The sequence below is a fragment of the Bradyrhizobium sp. Leo78 genome (assembly GCF_059512425.1).
In genome coordinates, this window is sequence record NZ_JCAMOT010000028.1 from 43924 (window position 1) to 60769 (window position 16846).

Annotated in this window: 13 protein-coding genes; 4 read left to right on the forward strand and 9 right to left on the reverse strand. The window is 64.4% G+C overall.

Going from position 1 to position 16846, the window contains the following annotated elements:
- The first annotated feature begins 29 nt into the window (after positions 1–29).
- From AC5ZG1_RS29310 to AC5ZG1_RS29325, 4 genes are all read left to right on the forward strand, one after another.
- Complete coding sequence (locus tag AC5ZG1_RS29310; RefSeq protein ID WP_496134843.1) at positions 30–896, forward strand: beta-keto acid cleavage family enzyme; 867 nt, start codon at positions 30–32, stop codon at positions 894–896.
- A 147-nt stretch (positions 897–1043) separates the two neighbouring features.
- On the forward strand, positions 1044–2648 hold the full coding sequence (locus AC5ZG1_RS29315; protein WP_456641368.1) for an AMP-binding protein: 1605 nt from the start codon (positions 1044–1046) through the stop codon (positions 2646–2648).
- A gap of 158 nt (positions 2649–2806) precedes the next feature.
- Positions 2807–4423, forward strand: a complete 1617-nt coding sequence (locus AC5ZG1_RS29320) for an acyl-CoA carboxylase subunit beta (RefSeq protein ID WP_496134844.1) — start codon at positions 2807–2809, stop codon at positions 4421–4423.
- Positions 4420–6393, forward strand: a complete 1974-nt coding sequence (locus AC5ZG1_RS29325) for an acetyl/propionyl/methylcrotonyl-CoA carboxylase subunit alpha (protein ID WP_496134845.1) — start codon at positions 4420–4422, stop codon at positions 6391–6393. The genes AC5ZG1_RS29320 and AC5ZG1_RS29325 overlap by 4 nt, the downstream gene beginning before the upstream one ends.
- An 86-nt stretch (positions 6394–6479) precedes the next feature.
- On the opposite strand, the gene AC5ZG1_RS29330 is transcribed toward AC5ZG1_RS29325, so the two are convergent.
- The 9 genes from AC5ZG1_RS29330 to AC5ZG1_RS29370 all read right to left on the reverse strand — a co-directional run bounded on the left by AC5ZG1_RS29330 (position 6480) and on the right by AC5ZG1_RS29370 (position 16808).
- Positions 6480–7478: an ABC transporter ATP-binding protein gene (locus AC5ZG1_RS29330; protein WP_456641365.1), complete on the reverse strand. Its 999-nt coding sequence runs from the start codon at positions 7476–7478 to the stop codon at positions 6480–6482.
- Positions 7475–8488: an ABC transporter ATP-binding protein gene (locus AC5ZG1_RS29335; protein WP_496134846.1), complete on the reverse strand. Its 1014-nt coding sequence runs from the start codon at positions 8486–8488 to the stop codon at positions 7475–7477. Before AC5ZG1_RS29335 ends, AC5ZG1_RS29330 begins: the two co-directional genes overlap by 4 nt.
- Positions 8488–9381, reverse strand: a complete 894-nt coding sequence (locus tag AC5ZG1_RS29340) for an ABC transporter permease (RefSeq protein ID WP_130581090.1) — start codon at positions 9379–9381, stop codon at positions 8488–8490. Before AC5ZG1_RS29340 ends, AC5ZG1_RS29335 begins: the two co-directional genes overlap by 1 nt.
- Before the next feature lie 3 nt (positions 9382–9384).
- Positions 9385–10332, reverse strand: a complete 948-nt coding sequence (locus tag AC5ZG1_RS29345) for an ABC transporter permease (protein ID WP_130227319.1) — start codon at positions 10330–10332, stop codon at positions 9385–9387.
- A gap of 225 nt (positions 10333–10557) precedes the next feature.
- Complete coding sequence (locus AC5ZG1_RS29350) at positions 10558–12153, reverse strand: ABC transporter substrate-binding protein (RefSeq protein WP_496134847.1); 1596 nt, start codon at positions 12151–12153, stop codon at positions 10558–10560.
- 148 nt (positions 12154–12301) lie between these two features.
- Positions 12302–13189 (reverse strand): TauD/TfdA dioxygenase family protein, encoded by an 888-nt coding sequence (locus tag AC5ZG1_RS29355; protein ID WP_496134848.1) that lies wholly within the window; start codon positions 13187–13189, stop codon positions 12302–12304.
- Between the two features lie 73 nt (positions 13190–13262).
- Positions 13263–13961, reverse strand: a complete 699-nt coding sequence (locus tag AC5ZG1_RS29360; RefSeq protein ID WP_496134849.1) for a DUF2270 domain-containing protein — start codon at positions 13959–13961, stop codon at positions 13263–13265.
- Positions 13962–14086: 125 nt separating this feature from the next.
- A complete protein-coding gene (locus AC5ZG1_RS29365; protein WP_496134850.1) occupies positions 14087–15637 on the reverse strand; it encodes an AMP-binding protein in 1551 nt (516 codons plus the stop codon).
- Between the two features lie 16 nt (positions 15638–15653).
- Positions 15654–16808 carry an iron-containing alcohol dehydrogenase gene (locus AC5ZG1_RS29370; protein WP_496134851.1) on the reverse strand — a complete coding sequence of 385 codons (1155 nt, stop codon included), beginning with the start codon at positions 16806–16808 and terminating at the stop codon, positions 15654–15656.
- Positions 16809–16846: the final 38 nt, after the last annotated feature.

Genomic DNA, 16846 nt, shown 5'->3' on the forward strand with positions numbered 1-16846 from the left:
GAGCCATTCAAACACTTTGGACTGGATGCATGAGCGACAAGGCCGTTATCACCTGCGCGCTGAACGGCGTGCTGACCGATCCAAAACAGCACAATGTGCCGGTGACGCCGGAACAGATGGCGCGCGAGGCCAAGGCGGCCTTCAACGCCGGCGCCAGCATCATGCATATCCATCTGCGCCAGCAGGCACCTGGCAAGGGCCATCTGCCGTCCTGGGAGGTCGGCGTCAGCAAGGAGATCCAGCAGGCGATCCGCGAGGCCTGCCCCGGTGTCATCATCAATCACACCACGGGCACCTCCGGCCCGAACTACCAGGGCGCGCTCGATTGTGTGCGCGAAACGAAGCCAGAGATCGCCGCCTGCAACGCCGGCTCACTGAATTATCTGAAGGTGAAGGCCGACAACACTTGGGCCTGGCCGCCGATGCTGTTCGATAACGCGGTTGAGAAGGTGCAGGATTATCTCGACGTGATGAAGGACGCCGGCACGATTCCCGAATTCGAATGTTTCGACGTCGGCATCGTGCGCTGCGTCGGCATGTACCGGCAGACCGGCATGTATTCCGGCCCGCTCGAATATAATTTCGTGATGGGCGTCGCCTCCGGCATGCCGGCCGATCCGGAGTTGCTGCCGATCCTGCTCAAGCTGAAGGCGCCGGACGCGCATTGGCAGGTCACCGCGATCGGCCGCGCCGAAATCTGGCCATTGCACCAGCGCGCCGCCGATCTCGGCGGGCACTTGCGCACCGGGTTGGAAGACACCTTCTATCTGGCTGATGGCACGAAGGTGACCTCCAACGGCCAGTTGATCGAGGCGATCGCCGCCTGCGCGCGCAGAGCTGGCCGCGAGATCGCCAGCACCGCCGAAGCGCGGCAGATGTTCGGGGTGAGGCACTAGGGCTGCTCCGCTGTCATTCCGGGGCATCGCGAAGCGATGAGCCCGGAATCCATCGGGCCGCATGGACCTGTGGCGAAATGGATTCCGGGCTCGCGCTACGCGCGCCCCGGAATGACGACGGCGGGTGGAGGGGAGGGAATCAAATCAATGGACAATCTCGCAGCAACCGGCGGCGTGTCGGGTCCGGGACAGATCGGCCGGGTGGCGATCGGCGATCTGCTCAAGCGCGCGGCGCGGCGCTTTCCTGATCGCGTCGCGCTCACCGACGGCGCGCGGCGCGTCACCTTCACCGAGCTCGAACGCGACGCCAATCGCTTCGCCAACTACCTGGTGCAGCGCGGCCTGAAGCCGGGCGAGAAAATCTCGACCATCTGCAACAACTCGGTCGAATTCGTCAAAGCGCTGTTCGGCATTCACCGCGCGGGCCTCGTCTGGGTCCCGATCAACACCATGCTCGGGCCTGCCGATATGGATTACATCCTCGGCCATGCCGAGGTCCGCTTCGCGCTGATCGACGACAATCTGCATGCGCAAGCGGACCGGCGCGCGACGCTGGAACAGCGCGGCATCGGGATGGTCGCGATCGATCTTGCCGGAAAAGTCGCGGCAACCGGCCTTGAGAATTTCAACGATCTCATTAAGGGTCAATCCGACATCGAACCCGAGATCGAGATCAACGACCGCGATCTCGCCATGATCATCTACACCTCCGGCACGACGTCGCGGCCGAAGGGCGCGATGCACTGCCACCTCGCCGTGGTAATGGCCGTGATGAGCAATTGCATCGAGATGCAGCTCTCCCGCGATGACGGCATCACTGGACAATTCCCGCTGTTCCATTGTGCCGGCCATGTGCTGCTGCTCAGCTATCTCTCGGTCGGCGGCCGCATGGCGCTGATGCGCGGCTTTGATCCTGTCGTCTGCATGGAGGCGATCGTCCGCGACAAGCTCACCGTCTTTGTCGGGCTGTCGCTGATGTATCAGGCGATCCTCGACCATCCGCGGCGGCGGGAATTCGATCTTTCGGGCTTGCGCTGCTGCATCTACACCATGGCACCGATGGGCAAGCCGCTGCTCGAACGCGCCATCGCCGACCTGTGTCCAAACTTCGTGCTCTCCAGCGGCCAGACCGAGATGTATCCGGCGACCACGATGTCGCGGCCCGAAGTGCAGCTCAATCGCTTCGGCAATTACTGGGGCGAATCGCTTGTTGTTAACGAGACCGCGATCATGGACGACAACGGCAATCTCTTGCCGCGCGGCGAGATCGGCGAGCTCGTGCATCGCGGGCCGAATGTAATGATGGGCTATTACAAGGACCCGAAGGCGACCGAAGAGGCGCGCAAGTTCGGCTGGCACCACACCGGCGACCTCGCGCTGATCGACGACAATGGCGAGGTGCTGTTCCTCGATCGCAAGAAGGACATGATCAAGTCCGGCGGCGAGAACGTGGCTTCCGTGAAGATCGAGGAGACGCTGCTCGCACACCCCGCGGTGCAGAACGCCGCGGTGGTCGGCCTGCCGCACCCGCAATGGGGCGAAGCCGTCTCCGCCTTCGTCAAGCTGAAGCCGAATGCTGCGGCTGGCGAAGCTGACATCATCGAGCATTGCCGAAAGCATCTCGGTGGCTTCCAGGTGCCGAAGCTGGTGCGTATCCTCGACGAAATGCCGATGACGGCAACCGGCAAGCTGCGCAAGGTCGAACTGCGGCAGGCGTATAGTGAGTATTTCTCGGAAGCGAAAAGCGCATGATGCTTACCAAGAACACCCCTGTCATTCCGGGGCGCGCGCAGCGCGAGCCCAGAATCCATTTCTCCATGAGCGTCCGCGGCCCGATGGATTCTCTGATGTGCAATTGCACATCATAGCTCGTCCTTCGGACGCCCCGGAATGACGGAATAGGCTGAGCTATGGCCATCATCGAAAATACCATCTCGCCCTCCAGCGCCGCCTTCCAGGCCAATCGCGACGGCATGCTGGCGCTGATCTCCCGGATGCGGGCGCTGGAAGAGCGCACCCGCGCGGCATCCGCCGCCGCAAAGGACCGCTTCCACAAACGCGGCCAGCTCCTGCCGCGCGAACGGGCGGCGCTGGTGCTCGATCCGGGCTCGCCCTTCCTCGAACTGTCGACGCTCGCCGGCTACATGTTCGACGTCGCGGATGCGGAGAAAAGCGTGCCTGGCGGCGGGCTGATCGCCGGCATCGGCTTCGTCTCCGGCATCCGCTGCATGGTCAGCGCCAATGATGCCGGCATCGATGCCGGCGCGCTGCAGCCCTATGGCCTCGACAAGACGCTGCGGGTGCAGGAACTGGCACTCGAGAACAAGCTGCCTTATGTGCAGCTGGTCGAGAGCGCCGGCGCCAATCTGTTGCGCTACCGCGTCGAGGATTTTGTCAGGGGCGGCAACATCTTTCGTAACCTGGCGCGGCTCTCGGCAGCCGGCTTGCCGGTGGTCACGGTGACGCATGGCTCGTCCACCGCCGGCGGCGCCTATCAGACAGGATTATCCGATTACATCGTGATGGTGCGCGGCCGCACCCGCGCCTTCCTCGCCGGTCCACCGCTGCTCAAAGCCGCTACCGGCGAGATCGCGACCGAGGAGGAACTCGGCGGCGCCGAGATGCACACCTCGATCTCCGGTCTCGGCGATTACCTCGCCGAGGACGACCGCGACGCCATCCGGATCGCGCGCGACATCATGGCAAGTCTCGAATGGGACCGGGGCAAGCCCGCGAGCGCGTCGTTCAAGCCGCCGCGCTATGGTGCGGAAGAATTGCTCGGCATCATGCCGATGGACCACAAGCGCCCCGTCGACATGCGCCAGGCGATCGCGCGCTTCATCGACGATTCCGATTTCACCGAGTTCGGCGCCAATTATGGTCCCGCCACGATCTGCGGCCATGCCCGCATCGAAGGGCAGGCAATCGGCATCATCACTAACAACGGCCCGCTCGATCCCGCCGGCGCCAACAAGGCGACGCACTTCATCCAGGCCTGCTGCCAGTCGCGCACGCCGCTGCTCTATCTGAACAACACCACCGGCTACATGGTCGGCAAGGCCTATGAGGAAGCCGGCATGATCAAGCACGGCTCCAAGATGATCCAGGCGGTGACCTCGGCGACGGTACCGCAGATCACGATCTATTGCGGCGCCTCGTTCGGTGCCGGCAATTACGGCATGTGCGGCCGCGGCTTCCATCCGCGCTTCTGCTTCTCCTGGCCCAATGCCAAGACCGCCGTGATGGGCGGCGAGCAGGCGGCCGAGACCATGGCGATCGTCACCGAAGCGGCTGCCGCACGGCGCGGCAAGCCGGTCCCGAAGGAGAAGCTGGACGCGATGAAAGCCGAGATCATCGGCGTGTTCGACGGCCAGATGGACGTGTTCTCCACCAGCGCGCGCGTACTCGACGACGGCGTGATCGATCCGCGCGACACCCGCAGCGTCCTCAGCGAGGTGCTTGCGATATGTCGCGAGGCGGAAGCCCGCAATCCTCAGCGCATGCAGTTCTCGGTGGCGCGGCCATGAGTCGTGAAGGGGGCGGGATGTTCTATCGGGTCCTGATTGCCAATCGCGGCGAGATCGCGCTGCGGATCATGCGCACCGCGCGCCGACTCGGCTACGGCGTCGTCGCCGTTTATTCCGATGCCGACCGCGATGCGCTGCATGTGCGCGAGGCCGATCACGCGGTGCGCATTGGCGAGGCGCTGCCGTCGCAATCCTATCTTAACATCGATGCGATCATCGCCGCCGCCAAAGCCGGCGGCGCCGGCGCCGTGCATCCCGGCTACGGCTTCCTCGCCGAGAATGACGAGTTCGCGCAGGCCTGCCGCGACGCCGGCCTCGTCTTCATCGGCCCGTCGCCGGAAGCGATCCGGGCGATGGGCAACAAGGCGGGCGCCAAGGAGATCATGCAAAAGGCCGGTGTGCCCTGCGTGCCTGGCTACCAAGGTGCCGACCAGAGCGACGAGATCATGCTGGCGGAAGCGCGGCGGATCGGCTTTCCCGTGATGATCAAGGCGGTCGCTGGCGGCGGCGGGCGCGGCATGCGGCTGGTCACAGACGCCGCATCGTTCCCGGATGCGCTGCGCAGCGCGCGCTCGGAGGCGCTCGGGGCCTTCGGCGATGCGACAGTCATTCTGGAGCGCGCGATCGTCGATCCCCGCCACATCGAGATCCAGATATTCGGCGATCGCCATGGCAACGCGATCCATCTCGGCGAGCGCGACTGCTCGGTGCAGCGCCGGCACCAGAAGCTGATCGAGGAGGCGCCGTCTCCGGCGGTGTCGCCCGAGTTGCGGGCGCGGATGGGCGCCGTCGCGGTCCAGGCGGTGAAGGCGCTTCGCTACGAGGGCGCCGGCACGCTGGAATTTTTGCTCGACGGCAACGGCGACTTCTATTTCATGGAGATGAACACGCGCCTGCAGGTCGAGCATCCCGTCACCGAGGCGATCACCGGGCTCGATCTGGTCGAGCTGCAGTTGCGTGTCGCCCGCGGCGAGCCGCTCGGCGTGAAGCAGGAGGACATCACATTCTCCGGCCACGCGATCGAGGTGCGGCTGTGCTCGGAGGACGCAGACCATGACTTCGTGCCGCAATCGGGCACGATGGCGCGCTGGCAGATGCCGGACGGCGTCCGCGTCGAACATGCGTTGCAATCGGGTTCTGAGATCCCGCCGTTTTATGACTCCATGATCGCCAAGATCATCAGCCATGGCGCCGACCGGCGCGAAGCCCGCAGCAAACTGATCGTTGCGCTGGAGCAGGTCGAAGCCTTCGGCGTCACCACCAACCAGGGCTTTCTGATCTCCTGCCTGCGCCATCCAGCCTTCGGCAGGGGCGAGGCAACGACGTCGTTCATCTCAGCGCATCGGAGCGAACTGCTGGCGCCGCGCGCCGACGGGAGCGCGGATGCGGCGCTCGCGGCGCTGCTGCTCTACGTCACCAATCCGCACGCGCCGTCGTGGCGGAGCGGCCGCTCGCTCGCTGCGACGTTCCCGCTCGGATTGCGCATCGATCTCGGCCGCGGCCTCCGCGAGGTCGAGATCGTGCGCGAGCGCGACGGCTCTTACGTCGCCGATGTCGCGGGACACAAGCATCGCTTCGAGATCGATGAACTCGGTCTGGACGCGATCCGCTATCGCACCAACAGCCTCATGGCCCGCGCGAAATTCCTGCGCGACGGCGATCGTCTCTACATCCTCAATCACGACGTCACACTCTCGGTCCGCGATCTGACGCTGGCGCCGCCCGAGGCCGCCTCGGGGGCCAATGGCGACGGCAAGGTCCGCGCCGCCATGAACGGCCGCGTCGTCGCGGTGCTGGTCAAGCCGGGCGAGCAGGTTGCCGCCGGCCAGCCCGTGATGACTTTGGAAGCGATGAAGATGGAGCACGTGCACACCGCTAGTGTCGCCGGTACGGTGTCGGCCATCGACGTTGCCGAGGGCGAACAGGTGACGACGGGCAGGATTGTCGTCGAGATCGAGGCGGCGGCTTAGCCTCAACGCGTAGGGTGGGCAAAGCGCGGCGTGCCCACCATCACGAGCACGACACTTGATGGTGGGCGCGCTGCGCTTTGCCCATCCTACGGCGCGTTGGCGCGCCCCGTTCCCTCATTCAGCCAGCATGCCACCTGATGTCTTGCGCCAGCTTCCACCAGCGGCGGGCGCTCCAGCTTGCAGCGATCCATCGCGTAGCGGCACCTTGTATGAAACGCGCAGCCGCTAGGCGGGTTGATCGGGCTCGGCACGTCGCCTTCGACCAAGGGCGTCAGTCGCTTCACCCGCGGATTGGCCACCGGCACTGACGCCAGCAATGCCTGTGTGTAGGGATGGCGCGGGTTGGCGAACAGTTCGGCCTTGTCTGCGATCTCGACGATGCGGCCGAGATACATCACGGCGACGCGGTGGCTGATATGGGCGACGACGGCGAGGTCGTGCGCGATGAACAGATAGGAGAAGTTGCGCTGGCGCTGCAGGTCGATCAGCAGATTGATCACCTGCGCCTGGATCGAGACGTCGAGCGCGGAGACCGGCTCGTCGCAGACGATCAGGCTTGGCCCGAGCGATAGCGCGCGGGCGATGCAGATGCGCTGGCGCTGGCCGCCGGAGAATTGGTGCGGATAGTTCTTCATCTGGTCGGGCCGCAGGCCGACCTGCTGGAACAGTTCGGCGACGCGTTCCTGCTTCCGCTCGCCCGAAGCCAACCCGTGCACGCTTAGCGGTTCGCCGACGATGTCGCCCGCGGTCATGCGCGGGTTGAGCGAGGCAAACGGATCCTGGAACACGATCTGCATCGAGCGGCGGTGGGCACGCAGCTCCGCTTTGCTCAGATGCGTGATCGCCTCGCCGTTCAGCCGGATCTCGCCGCTCGACGGCTCGACCAGCCGCAGCACGCTACGCGCCACCGTCGACTTGCCGCAGCCGGATTCGCCGACCAGCCCCAGCGTCTCGCCGGGAGCCAGCGAGAAACTCACGCCATCGACCGCATGCACGGTGCCGACCTGCCGGCGCAGCACGCCGCCGCGCACCGGGTAATGCTTCACGAGGTCGGTGACCTCCAGCAGCGGGCGCGCTTCGGTCATGAGGCCTCCGCCATCTCGCCCGCGCGCCAGCAGGCGGCAAGATGCCTGCCGCCGAAATCGCCGAGCGGCGGATATTCTTCCCGGCAGCGCGGGATCGCGAAGCGGCAGCGCGGCGCGAACGCGCAGCCCGTCGGCAGTTTCGTCAGCGACGGCACCATGCCGGGGATTTCGACCAGCCGCACATCGGCTTTTGCGTCGAGCGACGGCACGGCCGGGATCGAGGCCATCAGGCCGCGCGTATACGGGTGCAGCGGATTCTCGAACAGCGCCTCGACGCTGGCTTCCTCGACCTTCCTGCCGGCATACATCACGATTACGCGCTGCGCCGTCTGCGCGACCACGCCGAGATCATGCGTGATCAGGATCAGCCCGGTGCCGAGCTTCTTCTGCAGATCGACCATCAGCGCCAGGATTTGCGCCTGGATCGTGACGTCGAGCGCCGTAGTCGGCTCGTCCGCGATCAACAGCGCCGGCCGGCAGGCAAGCGCCATCGCGATCATTGCGCGCTGGCGCATGCCGCCCGAAAGCTGGTGCGGATATTCCTGCGCGCGCCGCTCCGGCTCGGGGATGCGAACGAGGCGCAGCATGTCGACCGCCTGCCGCCACGCCTCCTTGCCGCTGATCTCCTGGTGCAGGCGCAAAGCTTCCGTGATCTGGTCGCCGATCCGCATCACCGGATTGAGCGAGGTCATCGGCTCCTGGAAGATCATCGAGATGCGGTTGCCGCGGATCTTGCGCATCGCCTCGTCATCGAGCGCGAGCAGGTTCTTGCCTTCGAGCACGATCTCGCCGCCAACGATCTTGCCGGGCGGGTCCGGCACCAGCCGCATCACCGAGAGCGCAGTCACGCTCTTGCCGCAGCCGGATTCGCCGACGATCGCCAGCGTCTCGCCGCGGCGGACGCTGAAGGAGACATCGTCGACCGCCTTGAACAATCCCGAATTGGTGAAGAACACCGTTTTCAGGTTCTTCACCTCGAGCACCGCTTCTGCCTTGCCTGCTCCGCTCATCAACCGCGCTGCCTTGGATCGAGGATATCGCGCAGGGCGTCGCCGAACAGATTGGTGCCGAACACCGCGAGGCTGATCGCGATCCCCGGAAAGATCACGAGCCACGGCGCGACGCGCACATATTCGGCGGCCGATTCCGAAAGCATGCGGCCCCAGGACGGATAGGGTTCGGGTATGCCAAGGCCAAGAAACGACAAGGATGCCTCCGTCAGGATGGTGGAGCCGAGCTGCGCGGTCGCGAGCACGATCAGGGGGGCCAGCGTGTTCGGCAGCACGTGGCGGAACGCGATCCGCATCTCGCTCATGCCGATCGATTTCGCTGCCTCCACGAACGGCAGTTCGCGCAGCGCCAACGTGTTGGCGCGGATCACGCGCGCCACCGTCGGGATCAAGGGAATCGCAATCGCGATGATGACGTTCGGCAGCGACGGGCCGAGCGCGGCCGTCATCACCAGCGCCAGCACCAACAGCGGCAGCGACTGCAGGATATCGGTGATCCGCTGGAACAGGAGGTCGACCCAGCCGGAGAGATAGCCGGAGGCGAGGCCGACGATGACGCCGATCGACGCGCCGAGCGCGGTCGAGCCGAGACCGACCGCGAGCGAGATGCGCGCGCCATGGATGATGCGGCTCCAGACGTCGCGGCCGAATGAGTCGGTTCCGAACCAGTGCAGCGCGTCGGGCGCGGCGAGGCGGTGCGCCGAGTCGACGGCAAGCGGATCGTAGCGGCTGATCAGGTCGGCTGAGAGCGCCATCGCGACGAACAGCACCATGATAACGAGGCCAATCGTGCCAAGAAGGTAGCGCTGCGCAAGGAACGTCAGCCGCCGCCAGCCGTGGGTGGCGTCAGCACCGGCGCGCTTCAGTTCGGCATCGAAGTTGATGACAGCCAAGAGCTAGTCTCCGTAGCGAATGCGCGGGTCGATCGCGGCGTAGAGCATGTCGACCGTGAAGTTGACGACGACCACGACGACGGCGATGAACATCACGAGGTTCTGCACGATCGGATAATCGCGCCAGCGCAACGCCTCGACCAGGAAACGTGCGACGCCGGGGATGTTGAACACCGTCTCGGTGACGATCAATCCGCCGATCAAAAACGCCGCCTCGATGCCGATCACGGTGATCACAGGCAGCACCGCGTTCTTCAGCGCGTGGTGATAGTTGACGGAGGCGTCCGATGCGCCCTTGGCGCGGGCGGTGCGGATATAGTCCTGCCGCAGGATCTCCAGCATCGAGGAGCGGGTGATGCGCATGGTCAGTGCCGCGCTGCGGAAGCCGACCGCCATCGCCGGAATGCAGTAGATCGCGAACGCCTCGGCCCAGGTCTGCGGGTTCGGGTTGTAGATCGGCATCCAGCCGAGCATCGACACTGACGCCATCAGGATCAGCAGTCCGAGCCAGAATGACGGCAGCGACAGCCCGCTCAGGCTGACCACGCGCAAGGCATAGTCGAGCCGCGTGCCCTGATGCACCGCGCTCAGTACGCCCAAGGGAATGCCGATCGAGGCCGAGAACAACAGCGCCAGGCCGGCGAGCCTCGCGGTGATCGGGATCCGCGGCAGGATTTCCTGTAGCGCCGGTTTTTCGGAGACGTAGGAATAGCCGAGATCGCCGTGCAGGAGGCCGCCGATCCACTTGAGATATTGCAGCACGATCGGGTCGCTGAGGCCGAGTTCCTTCTCCAGGTTGGCCTTGTCGGCAGGATCGACATAGCCGGCGGCGTCGAACAGGATATCGACGATGTTGCCGGGCACGATGCGCAGCAGCACGAAGATGATGACCGAGATCCCGAACAGGGTCACGAGCATCAGGAAGAGGCGCCGGACGATATAGGCTAGCACCTGGCCGCTCTCCTCTTGTCGTCTGCGCCGCTACAGCAGGACGGTCGCGGTTACTACCTCCCCCCAGCGGGGAGAGGTCGGCGCAGCGCGCCGGGTGAGGGGCCGCGGCGCCCTCGATAGAGCGTAACCCCTCACCCGCGCCTTCAGCGCGACCTCTCCCTTTGGGAGAGGTGGGGACTCCCGACGCGGAGGCTGACTCGATCCCATCTCGTCACCTCGCGGACGCTACTTGTCCATCCAGACGTCTTCGTAACGGTAGCCGTTGTAGGAGCTGTTGGACATCACCGTCACGTTCTTGACGTAAGGCTGCCAGCAGGTTCCGGTGCGGCTGTGCAGGACGATCGGCCGCGCCACATCTTCCTGTAGTTTCTTGTCGATCTCCCACACCAGCTTCTTGCGCTTCTCGGGGTCGGTCTCGGACGACTGCTGGTCGAACAGCTTTTCGATCTCGCGGTTGCAATAGTTGGTGTAGTTCCGCTCGGAGTCGCACGAATAGTTCTCGTAGAAGGACTGGTCGGGCTCGTCGACCGCGTTGCCGGTGAGGTTCAAGCCCAGCGAATAGTCCTTGCGCGCGACCTTCGGGAACCATTGCGCGGTGTCGACGACATCGAGCTCGGCATCGATATAGATGGTCTTGAGCTGGTCGATCAGGATGATGGCAGGGTCGCGGTAGATCGGGATGTTGCGGGTCGAAACCTTGATCTGCAGATGCTTGTCGGGGCCGTAGCCCGCCTTCTGCATCAACTTGCGCGCCTGCTCGCGGTTGGCGTTGACGTCGGGCCCATAGCCCGGGATCGTCTCCAGCATCTCCTTCGGCATCGCCCACAATCCCGCCGGCGCGGGCTGCATGGTGCCGCCGATGTCGGCCTGTCCCTCGAACAGGATCGAGATGAACGCCTTGCGGTCAAGGGCGAGCGCCAGCGCGCGGCGGATGTCGAGATTGTCGAACGGCGGCGCCGACGAATTGATGATGATGTTGGTGGCAACGTTGCTCGGTTCCACCACGCAGATCGCATTGGGCGCCTGCGATTTGACATCCTTCAAGAGCGGGATCGATACTTCGGTCGGGAACGTCATGTCGAACTTGCCGGAGACGAAGCCAAGGATCGCCGTCGAGCGGTTCGGCACAATGGTGAATTCAATGCCGTCGAGATAGGGCAGGCCCTTCCTGAAGTAGTCCGGGTTCTTCGTCAGCTTGATCGACTCGTTGGCCTTGAACTCGACGAACTTGAACGGACCCGTGCCGATCGGCTTGGTGCGCATTTCCGCCGGCGAGACATGGCAGGGATAGATCGGGCTATAGCCGGAGGCGAGCAGCGACAATAGCGCGGGCTGCGGCCGCTTCAGGTTGAATGAGGCCTCGTAATCGCCATTGATGGTGACGTCATTGACCTGATCGTACCAGGATTTCCGCGGGTTCTGGCGGAACTTCTGTTGCGACTTGCCCATCAACAGGTCGAAGGTGCATTTGACGTCGGCCGAGGTGAACGGCTTGCCGTCATGCCATTTGACGCCGTTGCGAAGCTTGAATGTCAATTTCTTCTTGTCATCGCTCCAGGCCCAGCTCTCCGCGAGTTCCGGCACGATCGTATCGACGCTGTTCTGCGGAATATGCTGGTTGAAGATCACCAGGTTGTTGAAGATCGGCATGAAGGGAACGTTGAACGAATAGCTTGCGCCTTCGTGGATCGAGGCGCTGCCTGGACTGTCGCGGTGATACATCCTGAGAATGCCGCCGGACTTCGGTGTCTCCGCCAGCGAAACATCGCAAGCCGCAAGCCAACACAGCGCTGCCACGGCAAGCGCTCGCACGCTCCGCATCATTTCCTCCCGACGTTCGGTCTCTATGGCCGATTTGGCATGGAGGATACCATGGTGTGAGGTCTGAGCAACCAGCGTCGTATGCATGAGGATCGGCAATTCGGATGAAATGCCGAGCCTGCGACATTAGGCGCTGCAATGCGGGCCGCTATTCTGCCGCTTGTGGCGAGGGCAGGCCCATGCTGGCGAGACCGTCGGCCTCTGTCGCCGAGATCGTGGTGCGGATCATCAGCCGCGGCTCATGCGCCGGCCACGGCCGTCCGCGATGCATGGTGGCGCGGTTGTCCCACATCACGACATCGCCCTGCCGCCATTTGTGCAAGTAAGCCGTCCCCGGCGCGGTGGCTGCCGCCATCAGTTCATCGATCAGTTTCTTGCCCGCAGCAGGCGCCATGCCTTCGATCGCATAGGCGTGCGATGCGAGATAGAGTGCGCCACGGCCGTTGGCGGGGTTGCGCCACACCATGCGCCAGCACACCGGCGGCAGCACCGCCATCTCCTCAGGCGTTGCAAGGCCGGGCGCGATCTGGTCGCGCGAATGCGCGTATGAATGCCACGCGAAGGAATTTTCGAGCTGCTTTGCGAGGCTCTCGTCAAGCAGTTCGAACGCAAGGCGGGTGGAGACGAATTCGGTCTCGCCGCCATGATCGGGAATCACTCGTGCCGACAGGATCGAGGTCAGCGCCGGCACGCGCTTGAAGGAGGAATCGGTGTGCCAGAGCTGGTTGGCCTTGCTGCGCAGCGCCTGGCGATGATCGGGTGGCACCACGTTGCCGTCGGGACCGATGGTCGTGAGGATCACGAAATGCGATCCCGTTCCCATGGAACCGACCTTTGTCACTTCCGGCGGGCCGAAACGGCGCGAGAATGCCAGTTGCTTTTCGTCTGACACGTCCTGGTCGCGAAACACCAGGACCGAGTGCGCTTCAAATGCTGCACGCACTGCAGCATAAGCGGCCTTGCTTCTGGCGACATCGCCCAGCGTCATACCGCGAATTTCCGCAGCGAATCCCGGACCCACCCGGACCACGTCCATCGGCCATCCTCCCTAGTCTTTTTGTTGCTCAAGACTTAGGGCAAAAGCTGCAGCCGGGCAACGCGGCGACGTATCAACCCATCGCGATCAGGCTCTGCCGCTCGCGTCGGCTGGTGGTTTCGACGCGATACGTGACAAGCGCGAAAATCGCCCAGCTTGCATGAAAGAGGACTCCCGCAAGAACGACCAGGATCCCCGGAATGGGGCCGATCGCGGCGCGCTCCCAAACTTCGGCAAGGGTGGTCAGGGGCGCCGGATGGATCGCGAGCTTGCCGTAATAGGCGATGGCCTGGATGGCGAAGATCCAGCCATAGGTGCGGCGCAGCCTTCGGCCGATCGCGCGCGCATAGCTGATGTGATAGCTCGGATTGCGATAATCATTGGCGAGCAGCTCGGTCCAGGTCGAATTCGGGTCAAGCCGTTCGCCGCGGATCATCGGCGCGTAGAAATCGGTTTCGAGCAGGCGCGCGCGGGCGCGCCAGACATTGAAGTAGCGGTAGCGCCGGGCCTCGAACAGCAGGAACACGGTGACAAGCAGGCCGACGAGGACCATCGGCAAAGGCGACGCGTCGGCGCTGCTGTAGGTGGCCGACAAGGCAATGCCCGTTGTGACCACCGCCCAGTTGGTCGAACTGTCGAGGCGCGTGCGCCAGACTGTGCTTCGGTAAACCTCGCCGCGATAGAGGTGGGCGAGGGCGCCAATCTCTGCGGCGGTGAATTCGAGCCTTGGGGCCGGTAGCGGCGTGGGCTCGCGTGGCTCGGGCAATGCCATGGCGTGCCTCCCGACGAAGCTGGCAGACGGGCAGGCACTATAGCGCAGACACGCCCCACCGAGCGAGTCCAGCCTCGGCGCACACGTCCACGCCTTCGTCGCAGCGCGAGCGCAGATAGGCCAGCTCACACGATGCGCGAGGTCTTGTTGCCCCAATAGCGGTCGCGCAACAGGCGTTTGTAGAGCTTGCCGGTCGGCAGCCGCGGCAGTTCCGCCTCGAAATCGATCGAGCGCGGCACCTTCTGGCGCGACAGCGATTGCGCGCAGAACGCGATCAATTCCTCGGCAAGATCGGGTCCCGGCACCACGTCATGCATCGGCTGCACCACCGCTTTCACCTCCTCGCCGAGATCGGCGTTGGGCACGCCGAACACGGCGGCGTCCGCGACCTTGGGATGGGTGATCAGGAGGTTCTCGCATTCCTGCGGATAGATGTTCACTCCGCCGGAGATGATCATGAAGGTCGAACGGTCGGTGAGATAGAGATAGCCGTCATCGTCGACATAGCCGACGTCGCCGACCGTGCTCATGCTGCCGTCCGCCGAGCGTGCCTCACGCGTCCTGGCGGGATCGTTGAAATATTCAAAGGCCGAGGCGGTCTTGAACCACACCGTGCCCGGCGTCCCCTTGGGGCTCGGCTGCATGTTCTCGTCGAGGATATGCAGGTCGCCGAGTAGCACCTTGCCGACAGTGCCGCGATGGGACAGCCACTCCTCGGTATTGCAGGCGGTGAAGCCGAGACCCTCGGTCGCGCCGTAATATTCGTGGATGATCGGCCCCCACCAGTTGATGATGTCCTCCTTCACGAGCGCTGGGCAGGGGGCGGCGGCGTGGATCGCGATCTCAAGCGACGACAGGTCGTAGCGGCTGCGCACCTCCTCCGGCAGCTTCAGCATGCGCGAGAACATCGTTGGCACCAATTGGCTGTGCGTGATGCCCCATTGCTCGACGAGCTGCAGGTAGCGCTCTGGATCGAAGCTCTCCATGATCACGACCGTGCCGCCGACGCGGATGGTGAGGTTGACGGCCGCCTGCGGCGCCGAATGATAGAGCGGCGCGGGCGACAGATAGATCATTCCTTCGCGGTAGTGCCAGAGTTTCTGCAGGAAATCGAACAGCGGCAGTTGCTGTGACGGCGCTTGCTCCGGCAGCGGCCGCAGGATGCCTTTGGGCCGACCTGTGGTGCCGGACGAATAGAGCATCGCGGTGCCGATCGCTTCATCCTCGATCGGCGTCGCAGGAAGGCCCGCAGTCATCTGCTGTAGCCCGACGATGCGATCGCTTTCGCCCTCGCCGTCGGCGACGATGCAGAGCTCGACCTCAGGACATTCCTTCAGCGCCTCGCGCGCGACGTCGAGTTTTGCCCTCGACGTGATCAGGATGCGCGACTGGCTGTTGGTGAGGATGTAGGCGAGCTCGCTTGGGGTCAGATAGGAATTCACGCAGGTGAAATAGAGGCCGGAGCGCTCGCCGGCGCCGCAGGCCTCCAGATAGCGATTGTTGTTCTCCATGAAGATCGCATAGTGCTCCAGCCGCTTCAGGCCGCATTTTCGAAACAGGTGCGCCAGGCGGTTGCTGCGCACCTCGAGCTCGCGATAGGTGACGGTCTCGCCCGTCGCAGCCATGATGAAGGCCGGTTGCAACGGGCGCAGATAAGCGTGCTTTCCGGTATACATCAGTGGAAAATGTCCCTCATGCTGCCAGCAGAAGAATCTCGCGGACCTGCTCGGGCCCTGCGATAGCGCGCGGATTGCGCGGAACCCACGGCGTCTTCATCGCCTGCGCCGCGATATGGTCGAAATGTTCGGGGCCGATCCGCACGTCCTGAAGGCTGCGCGGCAGGCCCAGTCCGCGGATGAAGTTGTCGAGCACGTCGCCGGCGTCCTGACCGGGATGGCCCATGGCGGCGGCGACCTGCGCCTGCCGCTCCGCATTGGCGGACTTATTCCAGCGCATCGCCGCCGGCAGCATCACGCAGGAGGTATAGCCGTGCGGCACGTCGAATTCGGCGCCGAGCACATAGCCGATGCCATGGCTCGCGCCCATCGGCACGCCGGAGGCGAGCGGCCCCGTCGACAGCCAGGTGCCGATCTGGCAGTCCAGCCGCGCGTCGATATCGGTTGCATCGGCTTTGACCTGCGGCAGGGCTTGCGCCAGCATCGACAGTCCCTTCAGCGCCTGCGCATCGGCATAAGGGTGCGATTCATTCGAGCAGATGCCCTCGACGCAATGATCGACCGCGCGGATGCCGGTCGAAAGCCACAGCCATTCCGGCGTATGCAGCGAAAGCCAGGGATCGAGGATGACGGCGCGCGGCATCACCATGGGATGAGTCAGCAGCTCCTTGACCCGTTTCTTCTCGTTGGTGACGCCGGCGATCGCGGTGAACTCGCCGCCTGCGATCGTCGTCGGCACGCTGATCTGGCGTACGATGGGTGCATTGATTTGAGGCGTTACGCCGTGGCTGGTGCGGACTTTGTCGATGTCGTCGGCCTTGCGGATGTCGTTGGCGAGGCATAGCTGCACCGCCTTGGCGCCGTCGGTGATCGAGCCGCCGCCGATCGTGACGATAAGGTCGGCTTTCGCGGCGCGCGCCTGCTCGGCTGCCGCGACCACGGCGGAGCGCGGCGTATGCGGCGGCATCGCATCGAAGGTGCCGGCGCAGGCTGCGCCCAGCGCGGCGCGGATTCGCTCGATTTCGTCGGTCGTGCGGTTGAGCGTTCCGCTGACCATCAGGAAGGCGCGCTGCGCGGCCACACGCGCCACCTGCTCGACGATCGCCTCAGCCGCCTGGCGGCCGAACACGACCTCCTCCATTGCGCCAAATACGACACGTCCTCGGTGCACGAGCCGACCCTCCCTGAAAGATTTATTTTCTTTGACGA